Origin of the sequence: Paenarthrobacter nitroguajacolicus (assembly GCF_029952445.1) — a bacterium.
In the GTDB taxonomy this organism is placed as follows: Bacteria; Actinomycetota; Actinomycetes; order Actinomycetales; family Micrococcaceae; genus Arthrobacter; species Arthrobacter nitroguajacolicus_B.
This window is the reverse complement of sequence record NZ_JAQPPK010000014.1, coordinates 80,001-97,922: the sequence shown is the minus strand read 5'-3', so window position 1 is coordinate 97,922 and position 17,922 is coordinate 80,001. Positions and strand designations below refer to the sequence as shown.

Below are 17,922 nucleotides of genomic sequence, written 5' to 3'. Positions count from 1 at the left end.
GCTCGGCCGGAAGGCCGGGCGTGGCCTCCCATGTAACTGGTGCGATGTTCCGCTCCATGTACTGGCCTCCCCGATCAGCGGGCGGTTTTGCCTGCTGATGGGATTAACGTAATCCCGGACACATTCATTTCCGCAATCCGTCGTCGGCAAGTCGCATGTCCGGCTCGTTAATTTTCGGTGAACCGGCCGCCGGCTAGGTTCCGTAGCGGCGCTGCCGCCCGGCATAATCCCTGAGCGCACGCAGGAAATCGACCTTGCGGAAGGCGGGCCAGAGGGCCTCGCAGAAATAGAACTCGCTGTAGGCGCTCTGCCACATAAGAAAGCCGGAGAGCCGCTGCTCCCCCGAGGTCCTGATCACCAGGTCCGGATCGGGCTGGCCCCTCGTGTAAAGGAACCTGGAGATGTCGTCCACCGAAAGTTCATCTGCCACCTCCGTCATGGTGCGCCCCTTGGAGGCGGCGTCGTGCAGAAGTTCCCTCACGGCGTCGACTATTTCACGGCGGCCACCGTAGCCGACGGCGACGTTGACGTGGATGTTTTCGTGGACCGGCGTGCGCGAGGTCAGCTTGTTCAGCCGCTCGGCCAGGTAGTCGGGAAGAAGTTCGGGGGCACCCATGGCGTGAACGGAGACGTCCTCGTCTTCGTCCAACCGGTCCATGGTGTTGGCGATGATGCCCATGAGAAGGTCCAGCTCCTCGCCGGAGCGGTTCATGTTGTCCGTGGAGAGCATGTAGAGAGTGACCACTTTGACGCCGAGTTCCTGGCACCAGCCCAGGAACTCGTGGATCTTGTCGGCGCCGGCCTGGTGTCCCTGGCTGGTGGGAGCGTTGAACTGGCGCGCCCAACGACGGTTGCCATCAACCATCACCCCGATATGCCGGGGGATCTGGTCCTGCTTGAGCGAGCGCAGCAGTTTGCGCTCATAGAAGCCATAGAGGAAACCGGGCAGCTCCACCGGACTCTCACCTGACTTCCATTCTTGTACGACGACGCACATCCAAGGCTACCTTCCCAAGGTGGCGAGCCGGTGCAGTCGCAAGTCAAAAACCGTCCCACTGTTGTTACCCAGAAGTAACTTACCGGAACGTAGGTTATTCTTGGACCATGCCCGAGCTCCTCGAAACGAAGCCCCTCTGGCGCGGATGGATCCACGCAGTTGCGGCTCCTTTTGCACTTGCCGCAGGGATCGTCCTGGTGACGGTTGCCCCCACTGCGGATCGCAAAATCACGTCCGCCATCTACGCCCTCACCGGTTTCCTCCTGTTCGGCGTCAGCGCCGTGTACCACCGGGGAAACTGGTCGCCCAAGGTCCGCATGCTGCTCAAGCGGCTGGACCACACGAATATCATGCTGGTCATCGCCGGCAGCTACACGCCACTGGCGTGGTCCTTACTGGAACGGTCCGAGGCCGTGACACTGCTCTGGCTGGTATGGTCCGGGGCCATCGTCGGTGTGTTGTCCCGGATCCTGTGGACCCACGCCCCGCGCTGGCTCTACGTGCCGGTCTACATCGCCCTCGGTTGCGGGGCACTGTTCTACCTGCCGCAATTCTTCGCCGCGAATGCCGCCGCCGCCATCCTCATTTGCGTTGGCGGAGCTCTTTATATCGCAGGAGCGGTGTTCTACGCGCTCAAAAAGCCGAACTTCAGCATGCGGCATTTTGGCTTCCACGAGTTGTTTCACGCCTTCACGGTGCTGGCCTTCGCCGCGCACTTCATCGCCATCATGATGGCCGTACTGGGCTAGCCCGGCGGCACGCCCGGTCGTGCCCAATCGCGCCCCGCGCGGCACGCCGAATCAGCGGGTTCGGGGACCGGCGTCGCCGTTCTCATCAGCGGGATTGCCGGTATCTACCGGATTGCCGTCGGCGGAGGACCCACCGGCTTCGGCGGCCAGGCGCGCCTCCTCAACCTGCGCACGGTAGCGGACACGCCGGATCCTGCGGACCATGTCCACGATCAGGAAGGTGGTGAGGATCACGATGAAGGCCGTGAGGACAAAACCCCAGGTGCCCGGCGTCACCTGATCCTCGGACAGGCCAGGCCGCAGCGTGCCCGTGGGATCGGGCGACGGAGTGACGGTCAGGGCGAGAATCAAGTGGTGCACGGTCAAACCTTCTATGGGAGCTGGTGCGCGCCGGCCGGCAAAGCGTAGCCGGGATGCTGGTGGGCCATCCAGTAATTTCTACGAACGATAGAAACTACGGGCGTTCCTATCTTATCCCTGCAAAGAGGTCCTTTTCCGGCAGCTCGGAGGACACCCGGGACTTGATCAGCGTGTAGTCCTCCCACGGCCACGCGGTCCGCTGCAGTTCCGGCGAAACAGCGAAGAAGAACCCCAAGGGGTCGATCTGGGTCCGGTGGGCCCGCAGGGCGTCGTCGCGGGCCTCGAAGTAGTCGCCGCAGTCGATCTGGGTGGTGGTCTGGTGGCCGCCGCTGGGCGGCGTGTGCCCCTCGGCGTCGGCCTCAAGCCACGCCGCAAGCCGCTCCGCGTACGGCGACTGCAGGCCTGCCTCCTCCAACGCAAAATGCAGGGCACGGAAACGTGCGGGGCTGAAGGCCCGGTCGTAATAAAGCTTGTCCGGAGCCCAGGGTTCGCCCATGCCCGGATAGCGCTCCGGATCGCCTGCGGCCTCGAAAGCTTCGACGGCTACCTTGTGGGCCATGATGTGGTCCGGATGGGGGTAGCCACCGTTTTCGTCGTAGCTAAGGATGACGTGTGGCTTGAATTGCCGGACCAGGCGCACCAGCGGGGCCGTGGCCCGCTCCAGCGGCTGCAGCGCGAAGCATCCCGGCGGCAGAGGAGGAAGGGGGTCGCCTTCGGGCAGGCCCGAGTCCACGAATCCAAGCCACCGCTGCTGGATGCCCAGGACCGCTGCCGCGTTGGCCATCTCCAGGCGGCGGGCGCCCGCCATGTCCCGTTTGGGATGTGGTGCGTCCTCCATGGCCGGGTTCTGGATGTCTCCACGGGATCCGTCCGTGCACGTGGCTACCATGACTTCGACGCCCGCTGCGGCGTACATCGCCATGGTTGCCGCACCCTTGCTGGACTCATCGTCCGGGTGGGCGTGGACGGCGAGCAGCCGCAGCTGCTGGTCGGAACTGCTGGACGCTGTCACGTGACGGCTCCTCTTTCATGGATCTGGCTTCGTGGGCGGCAATACGCCACCGGGATCGGCACTAAACTGGATGGGTGACTTCAGAGGACCTTTCGGCCACCCACGTACCGGCAAGCACCAGCCTAGCCAATCGCTACGGCGGTCAAAAGCGCGCCATGACACGCAAAACCAAGCGGAACATCATCATTGCCGCTTTGGTGGTTGCAATCGCCCTGGCCGCGTACGTGGCAACAGGGTCCGCGCAGGCTCCGGTTACGTTCAAGGACATCGGCTACAGCACGGTGGACGACACCCAGGCGGAGGTCGATTACCAGGTCACCAAGGCCCCTGCGGCTACCGCGAAATGCGCCATTAAGGCCCTGGATTCCAAGTTTGCGGTGGTGGGCTGGAAGGTAGTGGAGATCGGCGCCAACGAGCCCCAGGACGGTGCCGACGGCGGCAGGACCACCATCCAGCGGACGACGCTCCGGACCGAGTCCCCGGCCGTCTCCGGGGTGGTTGACAACTGCTGGATCGTGGACAGCGGGAAATAACAAACGTGTGACCCACGGCTCAACGGGTTTGGGTTCGTCCAGAGGATTTACTACAATGGATGAAACCTTCACCCCGTTAAGTTGGTTACTGAGTTTTTCGAGTGGCCATCTCGGCGGGGTCTTTTGCATTGTCAGATCTAGAGGAGAAATCCGTGTCTACCACCAACAGCGCCACTGCGGCTTGGCTTACCCAGGAAGCTTTCGACCGCTTGAAGGCTGAGCTGGACCACCTTTCCGGCGCTGGCCGGGCGGAAATCGTCCAGAAGATCGAAGCTGCCCGCCAGGAAGGCGACCTCAAGGAAAACGGCGGATACCACGCTGCCAAGGAAGAGCAGGGCAAGATCGAAGCCCGTATCCGGCAGCTGACCGCCCTCCTTCGCGACGCCCACGTCGGCGAAGCCCCGGCTGACGACGGAATCGTCGAGCCCGGCATGCTGGTTGTTGCCCGCATTGCCGGTGACGAAGAGACCTTCCTGCTTGGCTCCCGCGAAATTGCCGGAGATTCCGATCTGGACGTCTTCAGCGAGAAGTCGCCCCTCGGCGCAGCCATCATCGGCCACAAGGAAGGCGACAGCCTCAGCTACGTCGCCCCCAACGGCAAGGAAATCCCGGTGGAAATCGTCTCCGCCAAGCCGTACGTCGCCTAAGCAGCACCCCAGGCACAAAAGCACGACGCCGGCCCCTCCTTCGCGGAGGGGCCGGCGTTTTGCGTTGCGCGGCTACCCAACTGGGTGACAGTACACGTCGCAATGAGGGCTCAGTGGAGCATGTACTGTCACCCAGTTGGGTCAGAGGGCGTCGATTGCGGGCTTGGGACGCAGCAGCACGGCAGCGATGATGCCGCCCACCGCTCCCCCGAGGTGCGCCTGCCAGGAAATGTAGCCCATTACCGTGGGCAACACCCCGAAGAGGATGCTGCCGTAGGCCATGAACAGCACCACGGACAGCAGGATCTGCCACCAGCTCCGGTTGAAGAATCCCCTGACCAGCAGGAATGCGAAGAATCCGAACACCAACCCGGAGGCGCCAACGGTCACCCCTCCCCCGCCAATGAGCCACACGGTGAGCCCGGAGCCCAGCCAACTGAATGCCAAGGCCGTGATAAACACGCGGATCCCTGAGAGGAACACCAGGAAGCCGAAAATGATCAGCGGCAGGGTGTTGGAGAGCAGGTGGTGGAGATTGGCGTGCAGCAACGGGAACGTGAGGATGTCAAGGACGCCGTCCATGGATCGGGGGCGCAGCCCGAACGTGGCGTTGAGACCGTGCCGCATGAGCGTGTTGAAGATCTCGATGACATAGAGCAGGACCACGAACCCGCCCATGAACAGCAGGCCGCCCTTCGCCCGTCCGGCCAGGGATTCCCCGGCTTCGGCTCTTGATCCTTCAGGCGTTCCAAGCACCAAAATGCACTCCCCCGTCAGTGCACCACGATTGGCTGGAAGCCCTCGGCCCGCAAGGCCCCGAGAACCTGTTCGCCGTGTTCGTGGCCCTTCGTTTCCAGGTTGATGGTGATGGAGACATCGCCCATGCTGATGGAACCGCCCAGCCGCGTGTGGTCCAGGCCGGTGACGTTGGCGTCGTTCTCGGCAATGATGCGGGCGATCGTCGCCAAGGAACCGGGGCGGTCGTCCAGCATCATGCGGACTGTCATGAACCGGCCCGCGGCCGACAAACCGCGCTGGATGACTTTGAGCATGAGCATAGGATCGATGTTGCCGCCGGAAAGCACGACGGCGGTGTTCCCAGGGTTTTCGATTTTGCCGTCCATCAGGGCGGCTACTCCCACGGCACCGGCGGGTTCGACCACCATCTTGGCCCGTTCCAGCAGGAAGATGAGGGCCCTGGCCAAGGAGTCTTCGCTGACAGTAACGACGTCGTCAACGAGTTCGCGAATGATGCTGAACGGCAGCTGTCCCGGGCGGCCCACCGCGATGCCGTCGGCCATGGTGGACACCTTCTTCAAGGGCACCAGGGCGTCGGCAGCCAAGGAGGGCGGGTACGCCGCAGCGTTTTCTGCCTGCACGCCAATAACCCTGATCTCACGGCCAAGCTCCTTGGCGCGCGCCTTGATGGCTACTGCCACACCTGCCAGGAGTCCGCCGCCTCCGACGCCCATGAGGATGGTGTCCACATTGGGGATCTGGTCCAGGATCTCCAATCCGATGGTGCCCTGGCCTGCAACAACGTCAACGTTGTCAAAGGGATGCACGAAGACGGCACCGGTTTCGTTGGCATAGCGTTGTGCTTCGGCCAGTGCCTCGTCAACGTTGTGGCCGTGGAGGATAACCTCTGCGCCGTGGCTGCGCGTTGCGGCCAGCTTGGGAAGGGCGACGCCCAGCGGCATGTAGATCCGGGCGTTGATGCCCAGGCTCTTGGCAGCCACTGCCACACCTTGGGCGTGGTTGCCTGCCGAAGCGGCTACGACGCCGCGCTTCTTCTCTTCGTCCGTCAGCCTTGCCATGCGCACATAGGCGCCACGGACTTTGAACGAGCCGGCGCGTTGCAGGTTCTCACACTTGAAAAAGACGTTGCCGCCTACAAGGTGACCCAGTGCCCGCGACGACTCCACCGGAGTCTTGGTAATAATGCCCTCGAGCAACTCCTGCGCCTTGAGGACATCGTCCAGGGTGACGGGCAGGGTATCGAGGGTATTCACTGACTATTCTCCTTTGTTGGTGTCGGCCACAGGGCCCTCCACAGAGGTGCTTCCTGAAGCCTTGGTCTTGCCGGTACCGCCCCTGGTGAGACGGGATTCGGGTCCGGGAAGGTGGACTTCCTTGAAGTTGGCGTCTTCGTCTTTCCGCGCCGGGCCGGCCGCAGCTTGGAGTTCGACGCCACCCAATCCTTCATCATGTTCCCACGTCCGGCCCGCAATGTAGCGAACCGCCGTATTTACTACGGCGAGCAGCGGAACGGCGAACAGGGCTCCCGGGATGCCGGCCAGATATGAGCCTGCGGCCACCGAGAGGATCACTGCCACTGGGTGCAGGGCCACGGCTTTGCCCATGACCAGGGGCTGCAGGATGTGGCTCTCAAGCTGCTGGACCAACAAGACGATGGCCAGCATGATCAGTGCGTTGATGGGCCCATTGGCGACGAGGGCCAGCAGGACGGCGATGGCACCGGTGACCAGCGCGCCCACCACCGGTATGAAGGAGCCGATGAAAACGAGGACAGCAAGGGGCAAGGCCAGCGGGACCTGGATGATCGCGGCACCGACGCCGATGCCCACAGCGTCCACGAACGCCACGAACATCTGGATCCGGACGTAGCTGACCATGGAGGTCCAGCCCCGCCGTCCTGCACCGTCGGTGGCACGCCGTGCGGTCTTGGGCAGGAGGCGCACCAGGAAGCCCCAAATCCGGGATCCTTCAAGGAGGAAGAAGATCAGGATGAAAAGTGCCAGGACCAGGCCGGCAGCGAAGTGTCCGGCGGTGCTGCCGAAGGACAATGCGCCACTGAGGATGCTGCTGCTGTTGTTCTGCAACGCGTTGGCGCCATCGGCGATGTACTGGTCAATCTGGTCCGCGGTCAGGTGGAGCGGGCCATCCGCCAGCCAGGTCTGGATCTGCTGGATGCCCACCAGGGCCTCCTGCCAGAGCGCCCCGAATCCGGACACCAGTTGCCTGCCCACCAATGCGAGCGCGCCGGCGATGACCCCGATGAAGCCGAGCACGGTGATGGCGACGGCGGCTCCGTTGGGAATCTTGCGGTTGCGCAGCCACGCCACCACCGGGTAGAGCAGGCCTGCCAGCAGGGCAGCCACCATCACGGGAATGATGAGGAAACTGACCTTGCCCAGCAGCCACACCAAAGCGCCGATCATGAGCAGGATCAGCCCGGCACGCCACGACCACGCGGCAGCAATCCGTACCCCGTAGGGGATGTCTTCGGCGATTTGGCGGTCAGAACGGGGCTTGGCGTCCGGTGTTGGCGTCATAAACCCATAATTCCGTAGCCCGCGCCGTATGGGAAACCGACCCGCAGGCCGCCGACCGCAAACGGAGGGACACAGCCTGCAGGCACAGGGCCTGAAAGGACACAACCTGAGCTACACCGCCTAAACGGACGCTGTGATGCCCCAGTTCATGGTGAACGCCTCACCCGGCGCCAACCAGCGGAGGCCATCCCCGCTGTTGAACGCGTTCGCCGGGCCAGTCATCGGCTCGATGGCCACTGCCCTGGAGCGTCCCGGAAAGGTGTCGGTGATGAAAACGTGGACGTAATGGCAGTACTCGTCCTGCTCCAAGCTCACACTGCGGCCGTCAGGACCGGTCAGCGTATGGCGTGCCACACCGCCGTCGAACGTCAGGTCCGTCAAGGCGACGTCCACCAGCGCCGAACCAACCGCGGTACCGGCGGAAAAGTCGTACTGGCCATCCGCCGGGGTTGCGCTGCGTGGGATCAGCCGCTCATCGGCGACCAACCGGGTGCGCGCCTTGACGGTGAGGACGAGGTCTTCGGGCGCGGTATCACCGAGGCGAAGGTAAGGATGGGCGCCCAGGACGAAGGGAGCCTCACTCTGCGAGTCATTCACCAAAGTCTGTGAAACCCGCAGGTCCAGGGCCTCGTCGAGTTCGTACCGCACCCGGTGCCGCATCAGGAACGGATAGCCGTGCTGCGGGAAGACCGTGGCGTCCAGGGTCACGGAGAATTCGGACTCGTCCGCGAGCACATAGCCAGTGTTCCGCAGCAGGCCATGGCTGGCGTTGTTGCGGGACGCCTCAGTGATGTCGAGTTGCTGTTTCTTCCCCTCGAGGTACCAGACTCCGTCTTCCACCCGGTTGGCCCACGGCGCCAGGGTGATGCCGGTGGCGCCGGGGGGGATTTCGTCGTCGCCATAGCTCTCCGTCAACTGGATGCCCCCGCGGGAGTAAAGTCGCAGGCCCGCGGCCAGCTCGGTGACGACGGCGACGGCGTCCCCGCGTCGCAGCTCGAACTGGCGGCCGGTGGCAAAACGGCGTGACTCGGAGTGTTGGGCGTTGTCGGAGGGCAAGGAAGAGGCGGACATGCCATTACGGTACTGCATTCCGAAGGTGCCGCCGCAAGCGCAAATGTTTGCTTTTGTTAGAAACTATGCGCTTTTGGTCATTCGTGGAACAATGGAGTCATGAGTCGCATCACCAGAACCCGCCTCGCCGACAGCCGAGAGCTGATCTATTTTGACGATCCCGGAACTCCGGAACGGACACCCGCGTCGCTGGTGGACCACCGCGAGCTTCCAGCGCGTGGCGAGCCCGGCGAGGTCAGGTATGACGCGCTGTCCGGTGATTGGGTGGCTGTGGCCGCCCACCGGCAAACCCGGACGCATCTTCCCCCGGCGGATCAATGCCCCATCTGCCCCACCACGCCTGCGAATCCATCCGAGATCCCGGCGCCGGACTACGACGTCGTGGTCTTCGAGAATCGTTTCCCGTCCCTCGGACCGGCGCTGGGCGACATTCCCCCGCTGCCCGCGCCGGGACTGAGCGGGCATGGCATCACCGGACCGGCTTTCGGCCGCTGCGAAGTGGTCGCCTTCACTCCAAAGCACACGGGCTCTTTCGCGGAATTGGGTGAAACCCGCGCACGAACCGTGATCGAAGCCTGGGCCCAGCGGACCGGGGCCCTGAGCGCCCTGCCCGGCATCAAACAGGTGTTCCCGTTCGAGAACCGCGGCGCGGACATCGGCGTCACCCTGCACCACCCCCACGGCCAGATCTACGCGTACCCCTATGTAACGCCGCGTGCAGCCCAGCTTGGCGCTGTGGCCGGCAAATATTACGACGACGTCGACGCGAAGGAAACGCTCGCGGCGTCGCTGCTCAGGGCCGAACGCGAAGACGGCAGCCGCATGGTCCTCGAGGCCAAGCACTTCAGCGCCTACGTGCCGTTCGCCGCCCGCTGGCCACTGGAAATCCACCTGGTCCCACACCGCAGCGTGCCAGACCTCGCAGCACTGACCGGCGAGGAACGCGACGAACTTTCGCATGTCTACCTGGACCTGCTCAAACGGCTCGATTCCCTCTACCCCACACCCATGCCGTACATCTCGGCGTGGCACCAGGCACCGCTGGACCCGGCCCTCCGCCCCGCGGGCCAGTTGCACCTGCAGCTGACCTCGCCCCGGCGAGCGGCCGATAAGCTCAAGTACCTGGCCGGCTCCGAAGCCGCAATGGGCGCATTCATCAACGACACAACACCTGAAGCTGTGGCCGAGCGGCTGCGCAGCGTCGCGGCAGCACCATCGACCAACCAAACCATGGAAGGCATCCGAGCATGACCACTACAACGGACGCCACCGTCCTCACCGCCCGCTTCCAGGAAACGTTCGGTGCAGCGCCCGACGGCGTGTGGCAGGCACCCGGGCGCGTCAACCTGATAGGCGAACACACCGATTACAACGAAGGCTTCGTGCTTCCCTTCGCCATCGACAGGACCGCGAAGGTTGCCTTGCGCGTCCGCGACGATTCAACGGTCCGCATGTTGTCCACTTTTGGTGGCCACGGCATGGTGGAGGCCAGTGTTGCAGATCTTGAGCCCGGCTCGGGAGAAGGCTGGTCCCGCTACCCGCTTGGCGTCGCTTGGGCACTGCAGGAGCGCGGCATTGAGGTGCCCGGTTTTGACCTGCTGCTTGACTCCGATGTCCCCCTTGGCGCGGGATTGTCCTCTTCCCATGCCATTGAGTGCGCCGTCATCTCCGCACTCAACGAACTGACGGGCGCCGGCTTTGCCGCGGAGGAACTCGTCCTGGCCACACAGCGGGCCGAAAACGTCTTCGTCGGTGCGCCCACCGGAATCATGGACCAGTCAGCATCCCTGCGTGGCGCCAAGGGGCACGCTGTCTTCCTTGATTGCCGGGATCAGCATGTGGAGCTGGTGCCCTTCGACGCCGAGGCCTCAGGCCTGGTCCTGTTGGTCATCGACACCAAGGTCTCGCACTCACACGCCGACGGCGGCTACGCTTCCAGGCGCGCGTCCTGCGAGTTGGGTGCCGAAATCCTTGGCGTCAAAGCACTGCGCGACGTCGGCGTGGACGCCTTGGAGGAGGCGGCCGGACTCTTGGACGAAACGACTCTCCGGCGGGTCCGCCACGTTGTCACCGAGAACGACCGCGTTCTCCAGACCGTGGAAGTACTCGGGGCTCAAGGCCCCGCAAGCATCGGAGCCCTGCTGGACGCCAGCCATGTCTCCATGCGCGACGACTTCGAAATCTCCTGCCCGGAACTTGATCTCGCCGTGGACACTTCCCGTGCCAATGGCGCCATCGGCGCGCGTATGACCGGCGGCGGTTTCGGTGGCTCGGCCATCGCGCTGACTCCGGTGGGACAGGAGCAGCAGGTGCGTGACGCCGTCGTGCATTCCTTCGCGGAGGCGGGCTTTACCACGCCGGACATCTTTACGGTCACTCCAGCCGCGGGCGCACTTCGCCTCGTCTGAGCTGCACCGTTTGCGCCCGGCAACCGCCCCGCTGCCGGGCGTAAGCTGGGGCCATGACTGAGGCTGTCATTGTTTCCACTGCCAGGAGTCCCATAGGTCGCGCCTTCAAGGGCTCCCTCAATGATGAGCGGCCTGACGACCTCGCCACGGCCATGGTCCTGGCCGCGCTGGACAAGATACCGGGATTCGATCCCGGAGCCGAGGACGGGCGCGGCCTGGATGACATCCTCCTGGGCTGCGCCGAGCCGAGCGGCGAGGCGGGCTCGAACATGGCGCGGGTGGTGGCGGTTTTGGCCGGGCTGGACCGGGTTCCCGGAGCCACCATCAATCGTTTTTGCGCCTCGAGCCTGCAAACCCTGAGGATGGCCTTCCACGCCATCAAATCCGGTGAAGCCAACGCCGTTGTCTCAGCCGGAGTGGAAAGCGTGTCCCGCTACCAGAACTGGGCAGGCGCGGGCGAAACCGATACCGCCAACCACAACCCACTTTTTGAAGCATCGGCCCAACGCACTGCAGCCCGGGCAGCCTCCAACATTCCGTGGACTGACCCCCGGCTCGGTGGCCGCTTGCCGGATATCTACATCGCCATGGGCCAGACAGCGGAAAACGTTGCCACCAGCTACGGCATCAGTCGGGCCGAGCAGGATGAATGGGGAGTGCTGAGCCAAAACCGTGCCGAGACCGCGATAGCCTCCGGGTTCTACGCGCGGGACATCACGCCCTACACCCGCAAGGACGGGGTGGTTGTTGACCGTGACGACTCTCCCAGGGCAGGAGTGACCTTGGAAGCGGTGTCCGCCCTGCAGCCCGTCTTTCGTCCGGAAGGGACCGTCACGGCGGGCAATGCCTGTCCCCTCAACGATGGCGCGGCGGCCGTGGTGGTCATGAGCGACACCAGGGCGCGCGAACTCGGACTGGAACCATTGGCGCGTGTGGTCTCCACCGGGGTCAGCGCGCTCTCGCCCGAGCTCATGGGCATGGGGCCGGTGGAGTCCACTCGGCGTGCACTTGCCTTGGCCGGACTGACCATGGACGACATTGACCTTGTGGAACTCAACGAGGCCTTTGCCGTGCAGGTGGTAGCAAGTGCCCGCGAGTTGGGCATCGATCCCGGCAAACTCAACGTCCACGGGGGCGCCATCGCTTTGGGACACCCCTTTGGCATGACCGGTGCGCGGATGACCAGCACGCTGCTCAACGGCCTCAAGGAACGCGATGGGACTTTGGGCCTGGCGACGCTCTGCGTAGGCGGCGGCCAGGGCATGGCGGTGGTGTTCGAGCGGCTGAGCTAGCGCCGAGGGGTTGGCTCTCACCCCTTTGACGCGCGCTTTCCGGCGAAACCTCACCCCTCGACGACACAAAAATGCCCCCGAAGTGACTCGGGGGCATTTTCTGTTGAAGGCTGTGAACGACTAGTCGTCGCCTCTGAGGATGGCCAGCAGTCGGATGATTTCGACGTAGAGCCAAACCAGCGTCACAGTCAGGCCGAAGGCGGCAACCCAGGAGTAGCGCTCCGGGGCGCCCGCACGAACGCCTTGTTCGATGCTGGTGAAGTCCATGATGAGCGAGAACGCAGCAAGGCCGATTGCCAGGATGCCGATGAAGACACCCAGCGGGATACCCGCGATCGTGATGCTGGTGCGCAGGCCGAAGGGCTCCTGCACAGCGCCGGTCCACATCATGACCAGGTTGATCAGTGCGAAGACCGCGTAGCCGATGGTCGCGATCATGAAGAAGCGCACCATCTTGGGGGTGGCGCGGACCTTGCCGCTCTTGAAGAGCACCAGGGTGACACCGAAGACCGCAAGGGTTCCGATGACGGCCTGCAAGCCGACGCCGGGGTACATGCCGTCCAGAATGCGGGTCAGGCCACCAAGGAAAAGACCCTCGAGTCCGGCATAGGCCAGGATCAGTGCCGGTGACGGTTGCTTCTTGAACGTGTTGACCAGGGCCAGGACGAAGCCGCCCAGTGCGCCCACGATCATCAACAAGCTGGAGAGGCCGGGTGCCACGAACAGTGTCACGGCCGCGCCGATCACCAGGACCACCAAGCACGCAACGGTCTTCATGATGACGTCGTCATATGTCATTCGGCCGGTGTCAGCGGGGCCTGCCGCCGGCTGGTTGTACATCTGCTGAAGTTGCTCGTTGGTCATGCCCTGTTGCTGGGCCGACCATGCAGCCTGGCCGTCCATGACCTGTCCGGGCGCGCGGCCAGCGGGGTTAAATTGCTGGCCGTACGGATTTTGCGGTACAGGCGGGGCCTGCTTTGCTCCACGGAAATTCTTTCCGTTGAAGACTGGGTTGCCGCCAAGTGCCATTACGGGTGTCCTCCTGAGAAAGGGCTAAGTGATAGTTCACGGTACCAATTACCACGCGTGCGCGGCAGGGAAAGTTCCCTTGTTCACCGAGACGAAACTCAACCGTGACACGTAACGCGGATAATCGCCGGCGGAGGCTTACTTCCGTGAAACAACAGGCACACTGCCACACAACAAATGTTGCATAGGCCTTGCCTGAATCGGAGGTTGCCTATAGCTTCACAGTTGTTACCTGATCGCGATCTTTGCACCGAAGGAACTGGGCATTTATTCGGCCCGACGAGCTGTAACATAGGCCACACATGGGTGACTTAGATCACAATAGAGGCAGCTAGGCAAGAACTGTTCACAAGCCCCATGACCCGTTCGCACCGGCTGCAATGGCGCAGTCGGGACCACCCCCACTGTGGAGGTTTCCATTTTGAGAAGCACACTGCGCGACCCGTCCAAGAGACGGTCCAAGGGACTGCAGAGAGTCGTGGGGGCACTGTTCGCAGCGCTGATCGCCACTCTGTTGATCGCCGCCCCCTCGGCACAGGCAACCACCCCCTCGCCTTCGCCATCACCCACTACTTATCAGGACAACATCAGCGGGTTCCTCCGCGATGACACCAGGGCCCCCATTCCTGGCGTCAAGATCAAGGCCTCTGGCAACGGATTCGAAGGTGAAGCCACCTCCGGAGCGAATGGCGCCTGGAGTATCGGCGTTCCCGTCCAGGGCACCTACACCGTTGAGCTCGACACCTCCACCTTGCCGGACGGTATCAAGCTCGCGGATGGACAGGAAAATCCAAGGAACGTCACGTTCAGCCAGACGTCCAACCTGTCGGTGATCTTCGCCTTCGGCAAAGGCATCGTGGTCCAGCAACAGGACTTTGGCCAGAACCTCCTGAACCGCCTGGTGGCTGGGCTGAGCTTCGGCCTTCTGCTGGCGTTGGCCGCGGTGGGACTGTCATTGATCTTCGGAACCACGGGCCTTACCAACTTCGCCCACGGCGAGATGGTCACCCTCGGCGCAGTACTCGTTTTCATGTTCAACGGTTTCGGATTCCCCTTCTGGCTGGCAATCCTGCTGGCCCTGGTTGGTGGCGGACTCTTCGGCTACGTTCAGGACGCAGGACTCTGGCGGCCCCTGCGGAAGCGTGGTTCCGGCCTGGTCCCCATGATGATCGTCAGCATCGGCCTTGCGCTGGCCATCCGCTACGTCATCCAGTTCTTCTTCGGCGGCGCAACACAGCAGCTTCCAGGAGCACAAAGCGCTGAGATCCAGATCGGTCCGGTCTCCATTTCCCCCAACAACCTGTGGTCGCTGGTCATCAGTGCCGTTGTGATCGCCCTGATCGGCTTCATCCTGCTGAAGACCCGCCTGGGCAAGGCCACCCGCGCTGTGGCCGACAACCCCGCACTCGCGGCAGCCTCCGGCATCGACGTCGACTCCGTCATCCGCATCGTCTGGATCGTCGGCGGCGTCCTTGCTTCCTTGGGCGGCATCCTTTGGGCCTACTACCGGCCGGGCGTCACCTTCGACATGGGCTCGCAGATCCTGCTGCTCATCTTCGCGGGTGTGACGCTCGGTGGATTGGGCACTGTTTTCGGTGCCCTGATCGGTTCGATCGTCGTCGGCATCTTCGTGGAACTGACCACTGTTTTCGGCCTTCCTGCCGACCTCAAGTACGTTGGAGCCCTTTTCATCATGATCGTTGTCCTTCTGTTCCGACCGCAGGGTATCCTCGGCCGGCGTGAGCGTGTGGGTTAGGAGCGGGCCATGGATTTCGGATTTATTTTCTCCAGCGCCCTTGGTGAATTGTTCAGCCCGACGACGGCGGCCTACGCGCTTGCCGCTTTGGGCCTTGCCGTGCACTTCGGCTACTCAGGCCTGCTGAACTTTGGCCAGGCAGGCTTCATGGCAGTGGGCGCCTACGGCTTCGCCATCTCCACGCTGACCTTCAACGCACCGTTCTTTGTCGCCCTGCTGATTTCGGTTGTCTGTTCAGTTATCTTCGCCTTCATCCTTGGTATCCCCACCCTCCGGCTACGGGCCGACTATCTGGCCATCGTCACCATCGCAGCCGCCGAAATTGTCCGGTACGTTGTCACCACCAACCAGCTCACCAAAGTCACCGGCTCCGCCAACGGCCTGGCTGCCTTCGAGAACACCTTCTACGCCATGAACCCGTTCCCCGAGGGGTCCTACATGGGCATGAACAACCGCGATTTCTTCATCCGCGTCGTGGGTTGGGGCCTGGTGATCGTGTGCTGCGTCCTGGTGTGGCTGCTGATGCGCAGCCCGTGGGGCCGCGTCCTGAAGGGCATCCGCGAGGATGAGAATGCTGTCCGGTCACTGGGCAAGAACGTGTACTCCTACAAGATGCAGGCACTGGTTATCGGTGGCATTTTGGGCGCTTTGGCCGGCATGATTTTCACGCTCCCCCGCGGCGCCGTCCAACCGTCGAACTACGGTACGGAACTGACGTTCTTCCTGTGGACCTGCCTCCTGCTCGGCGGCATGGCCACCGTCCTGGGGCCGGTCATCGGGGCAATGATCTTCTGGGTCGTGCTCTCGCTGACCCAGAGCCTGCTCTACGGCCTCATCGAATCAGGGGCAGTCACGTGGCTGACCACAGTCCAGGCCGGCCAGCTCCGCTACATCCTGGTGGGCGTAGCGCTGATGCTCCTGATGATCTTCCGCCCGCAAGGCGTGTTCGGCAATAAGAAGGAGCTTGCTTTCGCATGAGTGAGACCAACGACAACAATATCGGTAACACCGAAAACACCGAAAACATCGACTACATGACTGATTCGCGGCCCATCGCCGTCGGAGAAAACACTCCAGGTTGCAAGAAGCGTGACCCGATCGTGGTGGCTGAGGACGTTACGCGTTCGTTTGGCGGCATCAATGCCGTGGACGTTGAATACCTTGAGATTCCCCGCCACAAGATCACGGCATTGATCGGACCCAACGGCGCAGGAAAGACCACCCTGTTCAACCTTCTGACAGGCTTTGACACTCCCAACACCGGCAAGTGGCAGTTCGAAGGCAACAGCCTCGCTGGCGTCTCCTCCTACAAGGTGGCGCGGATGGGCATGGTCCGGACCTTCCAGCTGACAAAGGTGATGGGCAAACTGACCGTCATGGAGAACATGCGGTTGGGTGCCGCCGACCAACCTGGCGAACGGCTTTCCAAGGCCTTGTTCAAGGGCATGTGGGGAGGTCGCGAAAAGGAGATCACGGCCCAGGCCAACATCCTCCTGGAGAAATTCAAGCTGGATGCCAAGAAGGATGACTACGCCGCATCACTCTCAGGTGGTCAGCGCAAGCTCCTGGAGATGGCGCGCTCCTTGATGGTGAGGCCCAAGCTGGTAATGCTCGATGAGCCCATGGCCGGCGTCAACCCGGCCCTGACCCAATCACTGCTGGACCACATCAAGAACCTCAAAGCCGAAGGCATGACCGTCCTCTTCGTTGAGCACGACATGAACATGGTCCGCCACATCGCCGACTGGGTGGTGGTCATGGCCGAAGGCAAGGTCGTGGCAGAAGGTCCCCCGGGGGAAGTCATGAAGAACCCTGCCGTTATCGATGCCTACCTCGGCGCCCATCATGACGTCGACCTTGGCGATGCTGAAGGCATCAAGGAACTTGAGGCAGAACTTGAAGCCGACGACGAGTCCGTGGTCGGAACGGAAGATGCGGGCATTTTGTCGGAGATCACCGAACCCACTGAACCCAGGAAAGAGGAGGGGAAATGAGCAGCAGCACCAGCGCCATGCCGGCTCCGGCTCCCGCCCCCACAGGCGACTCGGTGGTCAAGGTCACCAACCTCGTTGCGGGGTACATTCCCGGCGTCAACATCCTCAACGGCTGCAGTATCGAAGCCCGTAAAGGCGAACTCATCGGCATCATTGGACCCAACGGCGCCGGCAAGTCTACGCTGCTGAAGGCAATGTTCGGCCTGGTTAAGGTGCACTCTGGCACGGTCGTGGTGCGCGGGCAGGACCTCACGGGATTGAAGGCCAACAAGCTGGTCACCCAAGGCGTGGGCTTCGTGCCACAAACCAACAATGTGTTTGCCACTTTGACCATCGAAGAGAACCTGCAAATGGGGATGTTCCAGCGCCCCAAGGTCTTCGCCGAGCGCTTCGACTTTGTCACCAGCCTCTTTCCGGAGCTGGCCAAGCGGCGCGCCCAGCGGGCAGGTTCCCTGTCCGGTGGAGAACGCCAGATGGTGGCCATGGGCAGGGCGCTCATGATGGACCCGGCGGTGCTGCTGCTCGACGAGCCATCCGCCGGCCTCTCCCCCGTCAAGCAGGACGAGACCTTCCTCCGCGTCCACGAAATCAACCGTGCCGGTGTCTCGGTGATCATGGTGGAACAGAACGCACGCCGCTGCCTCCAGATCTGCGACCGCGGCTACGTCCTGGACCAGGGCAAGGACGCCTACACGGGCACTGGCCGGGAACTCATGAAGGACCCCAAGGTCATCCAGCTGTACCTGGGCACCCTGGCCGACGAGGTCTAGCCAAAGCA

Annotated in this window: 18 protein-coding genes; 10 read left to right on the top strand and 8 right to left on the bottom strand. The window is 63.0% G+C overall.

The features are described 5' to 3' along the window. Positions 1-193: 193 nt before the first annotated feature. On the bottom strand, positions 194-997 hold the full coding sequence (locus PJL15_RS12210; protein ID WP_281451408.1) for an isoprenyl transferase: 804 nt from the start codon (positions 995-997) through the stop codon (positions 194-196). A gap of 107 nt (positions 998-1,104) precedes the next feature. Between PJL15_RS12210 and trhA the strand changes: the two genes are divergently transcribed. Then, the gene (gene trhA / locus PJL15_RS12205; protein WP_281451407.1) at positions 1,105-1,746 is read left to right on the top strand and encodes a PAQR family membrane homeostasis protein TrhA; all 642 of its coding nucleotides are present in this window, start codon (positions 1,105-1,107) and stop codon (positions 1,744-1,746) included. Between the two features lie 51 nt (positions 1,747-1,797). Here the strand turns inward: trhA and PJL15_RS12200 are convergent, their stop codons facing one another. Beyond that, positions 1,798-2,106 (bottom strand): hypothetical protein, encoded by a 309-nt coding sequence (locus PJL15_RS12200; RefSeq protein WP_281451406.1) that lies wholly within the window; start codon positions 2,104-2,106, stop codon positions 1,798-1,800. A gap of 106 nt (positions 2,107-2,212) precedes the next feature. Then, positions 2,213-3,118 carry a mycothiol conjugate amidase Mca gene (gene mca, locus PJL15_RS12195; protein WP_281451405.1) on the bottom strand — a complete coding sequence of 302 codons (906 nt, stop codon included), beginning with the start codon at positions 3,116-3,118 and terminating at the stop codon, positions 2,213-2,215. Positions 3,119-3,192: 74 nt separating this feature from the next. Between mca and PJL15_RS12190 the strand changes: the two genes are divergently transcribed. After that, positions 3,193-3,651 carry a DUF4307 domain-containing protein gene (locus PJL15_RS12190; RefSeq protein WP_281451404.1) on the top strand — a complete coding sequence of 153 codons (459 nt, stop codon included), beginning with the start codon at positions 3,193-3,195 and terminating at the stop codon, positions 3,649-3,651. A 152-nt stretch (positions 3,652-3,803) separates the two neighbouring features. Next, on the top strand, positions 3,804-4,298 hold the full coding sequence (greA, locus tag PJL15_RS12185) for a transcription elongation factor GreA (protein WP_281451403.1): 495 nt from the start codon (positions 3,804-3,806) through the stop codon (positions 4,296-4,298). Between the two features lie 141 nt (positions 4,299-4,439). Here the strand turns inward: greA and PJL15_RS12180 are convergent, their stop codons facing one another. The 4 genes from PJL15_RS12180 to PJL15_RS12165 form a co-directional block, all read right to left on the bottom strand. Continuing rightward, entirely contained in the window at positions 4,440-5,057 is a 618-nt protein-coding gene (locus PJL15_RS12180; RefSeq protein ID WP_281451402.1) for a rhomboid family intramembrane serine protease, read from the bottom strand. A gap of 14 nt (positions 5,058-5,071) precedes the next feature. Continuing rightward, the gene (ilvA, locus tag PJL15_RS12175; protein WP_281451401.1) at positions 5,072-6,310 is read right to left on the bottom strand and encodes a threonine ammonia-lyase; all 1,239 of its coding nucleotides are present in this window, start codon (positions 6,308-6,310) and stop codon (positions 5,072-5,074) included. A 3-nt stretch (positions 6,311-6,313) separates the two neighbouring features. Further along, entirely contained in the window at positions 6,314-7,594 is a 1,281-nt protein-coding gene (locus PJL15_RS12170; protein ID WP_281451400.1) for an AI-2E family transporter, read from the bottom strand. A 120-nt stretch (positions 7,595-7,714) separates the two neighbouring features. Then, positions 7,715-8,665 (bottom strand): aldose 1-epimerase family protein, encoded by a 951-nt coding sequence (locus PJL15_RS12165; protein WP_281451399.1) that lies wholly within the window; start codon positions 8,663-8,665, stop codon positions 7,715-7,717. Positions 8,666-8,764: 99 nt separating this feature from the next. On the opposite strand from PJL15_RS12165, the gene galT reads away from it, so the two are divergent. The 3 genes from galT to PJL15_RS12150 are packed head-to-tail and all read left to right on the top strand — an operon-like array spanning position 8,765 to position 12,365. After that, entirely contained in the window at positions 8,765-9,916 is a 1,152-nt protein-coding gene (gene galT / locus PJL15_RS12160) for a galactose-1-phosphate uridylyltransferase (protein WP_281451398.1), read from the top strand. After that, positions 9,913-11,073, top strand: a complete 1,161-nt coding sequence (galK, locus tag PJL15_RS12155; protein ID WP_281451397.1) for a galactokinase — start codon at positions 9,913-9,915, stop codon at positions 11,071-11,073. Before galT ends, galK begins: the two co-directional genes overlap by 4 nt. Positions 11,074-11,126: 53 nt before the next feature. Continuing rightward, positions 11,127-12,365 (top strand): acetyl-CoA C-acetyltransferase, encoded by a 1,239-nt coding sequence (locus PJL15_RS12150; protein ID WP_281451396.1) that lies wholly within the window; start codon positions 11,127-11,129, stop codon positions 12,363-12,365. Positions 12,366-12,485: 120 nt separating this feature from the next. Here the strand turns inward: PJL15_RS12150 and PJL15_RS12145 are convergent, their stop codons facing one another. Further along, positions 12,486-13,394, bottom strand: a complete 909-nt coding sequence (locus tag PJL15_RS12145; protein WP_281451395.1) for a Bax inhibitor-1/YccA family protein — start codon at positions 13,392-13,394, stop codon at positions 12,486-12,488. 421 nt (positions 13,395-13,815) lie between these two features. Between PJL15_RS12145 and PJL15_RS12140 the strand changes: the two genes are divergently transcribed. From PJL15_RS12140 to PJL15_RS12125, 4 genes are read left to right on the top strand one after another with little or no spacing between them, the layout of a single operon-like run. Next, positions 13,816-15,150: a branched-chain amino acid ABC transporter permease gene (locus tag PJL15_RS12140; protein ID WP_281451394.1), complete on the top strand. Its 1,335-nt coding sequence runs from the start codon at positions 13,816-13,818 to the stop codon at positions 15,148-15,150. A gap of 9 nt (positions 15,151-15,159) precedes the next feature. After that, positions 15,160-16,128, top strand: coding sequence for a branched-chain amino acid ABC transporter permease (locus tag PJL15_RS12135; RefSeq protein WP_281451393.1), 969 nt, complete (start codon positions 15,160-15,162; stop codon positions 16,126-16,128). Then, on the top strand, positions 16,125-17,144 hold the full coding sequence (locus PJL15_RS12130) for an ABC transporter ATP-binding protein (RefSeq protein ID WP_281451392.1): 1,020 nt from the start codon (positions 16,125-16,127) through the stop codon (positions 17,142-17,144). The genes PJL15_RS12135 and PJL15_RS12130 overlap by 4 nt, the downstream gene beginning before the upstream one ends. Beyond that, on the top strand, positions 17,141-17,914 hold the full coding sequence (locus PJL15_RS12125) for an ABC transporter ATP-binding protein (protein WP_281451391.1): 774 nt from the start codon (positions 17,141-17,143) through the stop codon (positions 17,912-17,914). Before PJL15_RS12130 ends, PJL15_RS12125 begins: the two co-directional genes overlap by 4 nt. Positions 17,915-17,922 lie beyond the last annotated feature (8 nt).

Coding starts and splice junctions, on each gene's coding strand:
- PJL15_RS12210 (WP_281451408.1), bottom strand. CDS start 997: ATGTGCGTCGTCGTACAAGAATGGAAGTCAGGTGAGAGTCCGGTGGAG.
- trhA (WP_281451407.1), top strand. CDS start 1,105: ATGCCCGAGCTCCTCGAAACGAAGCCCCTCTGGCGCGGATGGATCCAC.
- PJL15_RS12170 (WP_281451400.1), bottom strand. CDS start 7,594: ATGACGCCAACACCGGACGCCAAGCCCCGTTCTGACCGCCAAATCGCC.
- PJL15_RS12165 (WP_281451399.1), bottom strand. CDS start 8,665: ATGTCCGCCTCTTCCTTGCCCTCCGACAACGCCCAACACTCCGAGTCA.
- galT (WP_281451398.1), top strand. CDS start 8,765: ATGAGTCGCATCACCAGAACCCGCCTCGCCGACAGCCGAGAGCTGATC.
- galK (WP_281451397.1), top strand. CDS start 9,913: ATGACCACTACAACGGACGCCACCGTCCTCACCGCCCGCTTCCAGGAA.
- PJL15_RS12150 (WP_281451396.1), top strand. CDS start 11,127: ATGACTGAGGCTGTCATTGTTTCCACTGCCAGGAGTCCCATAGGTCGC.
- PJL15_RS12145 (WP_281451395.1), bottom strand. CDS start 13,394: ATGGCACTTGGCGGCAACCCAGTCTTCAACGGAAAGAATTTCCGTGGA.
- PJL15_RS12135 (WP_281451393.1), top strand. CDS start 15,160: ATGGATTTCGGATTTATTTTCTCCAGCGCCCTTGGTGAATTGTTCAGC.
- PJL15_RS12130 (WP_281451392.1), top strand. CDS start 16,125: ATGAGTGAGACCAACGACAACAATATCGGTAACACCGAAAACACCGAA.
- PJL15_RS12125 (WP_281451391.1), top strand. CDS start 17,141: ATGAGCAGCAGCACCAGCGCCATGCCGGCTCCGGCTCCCGCCCCCACA.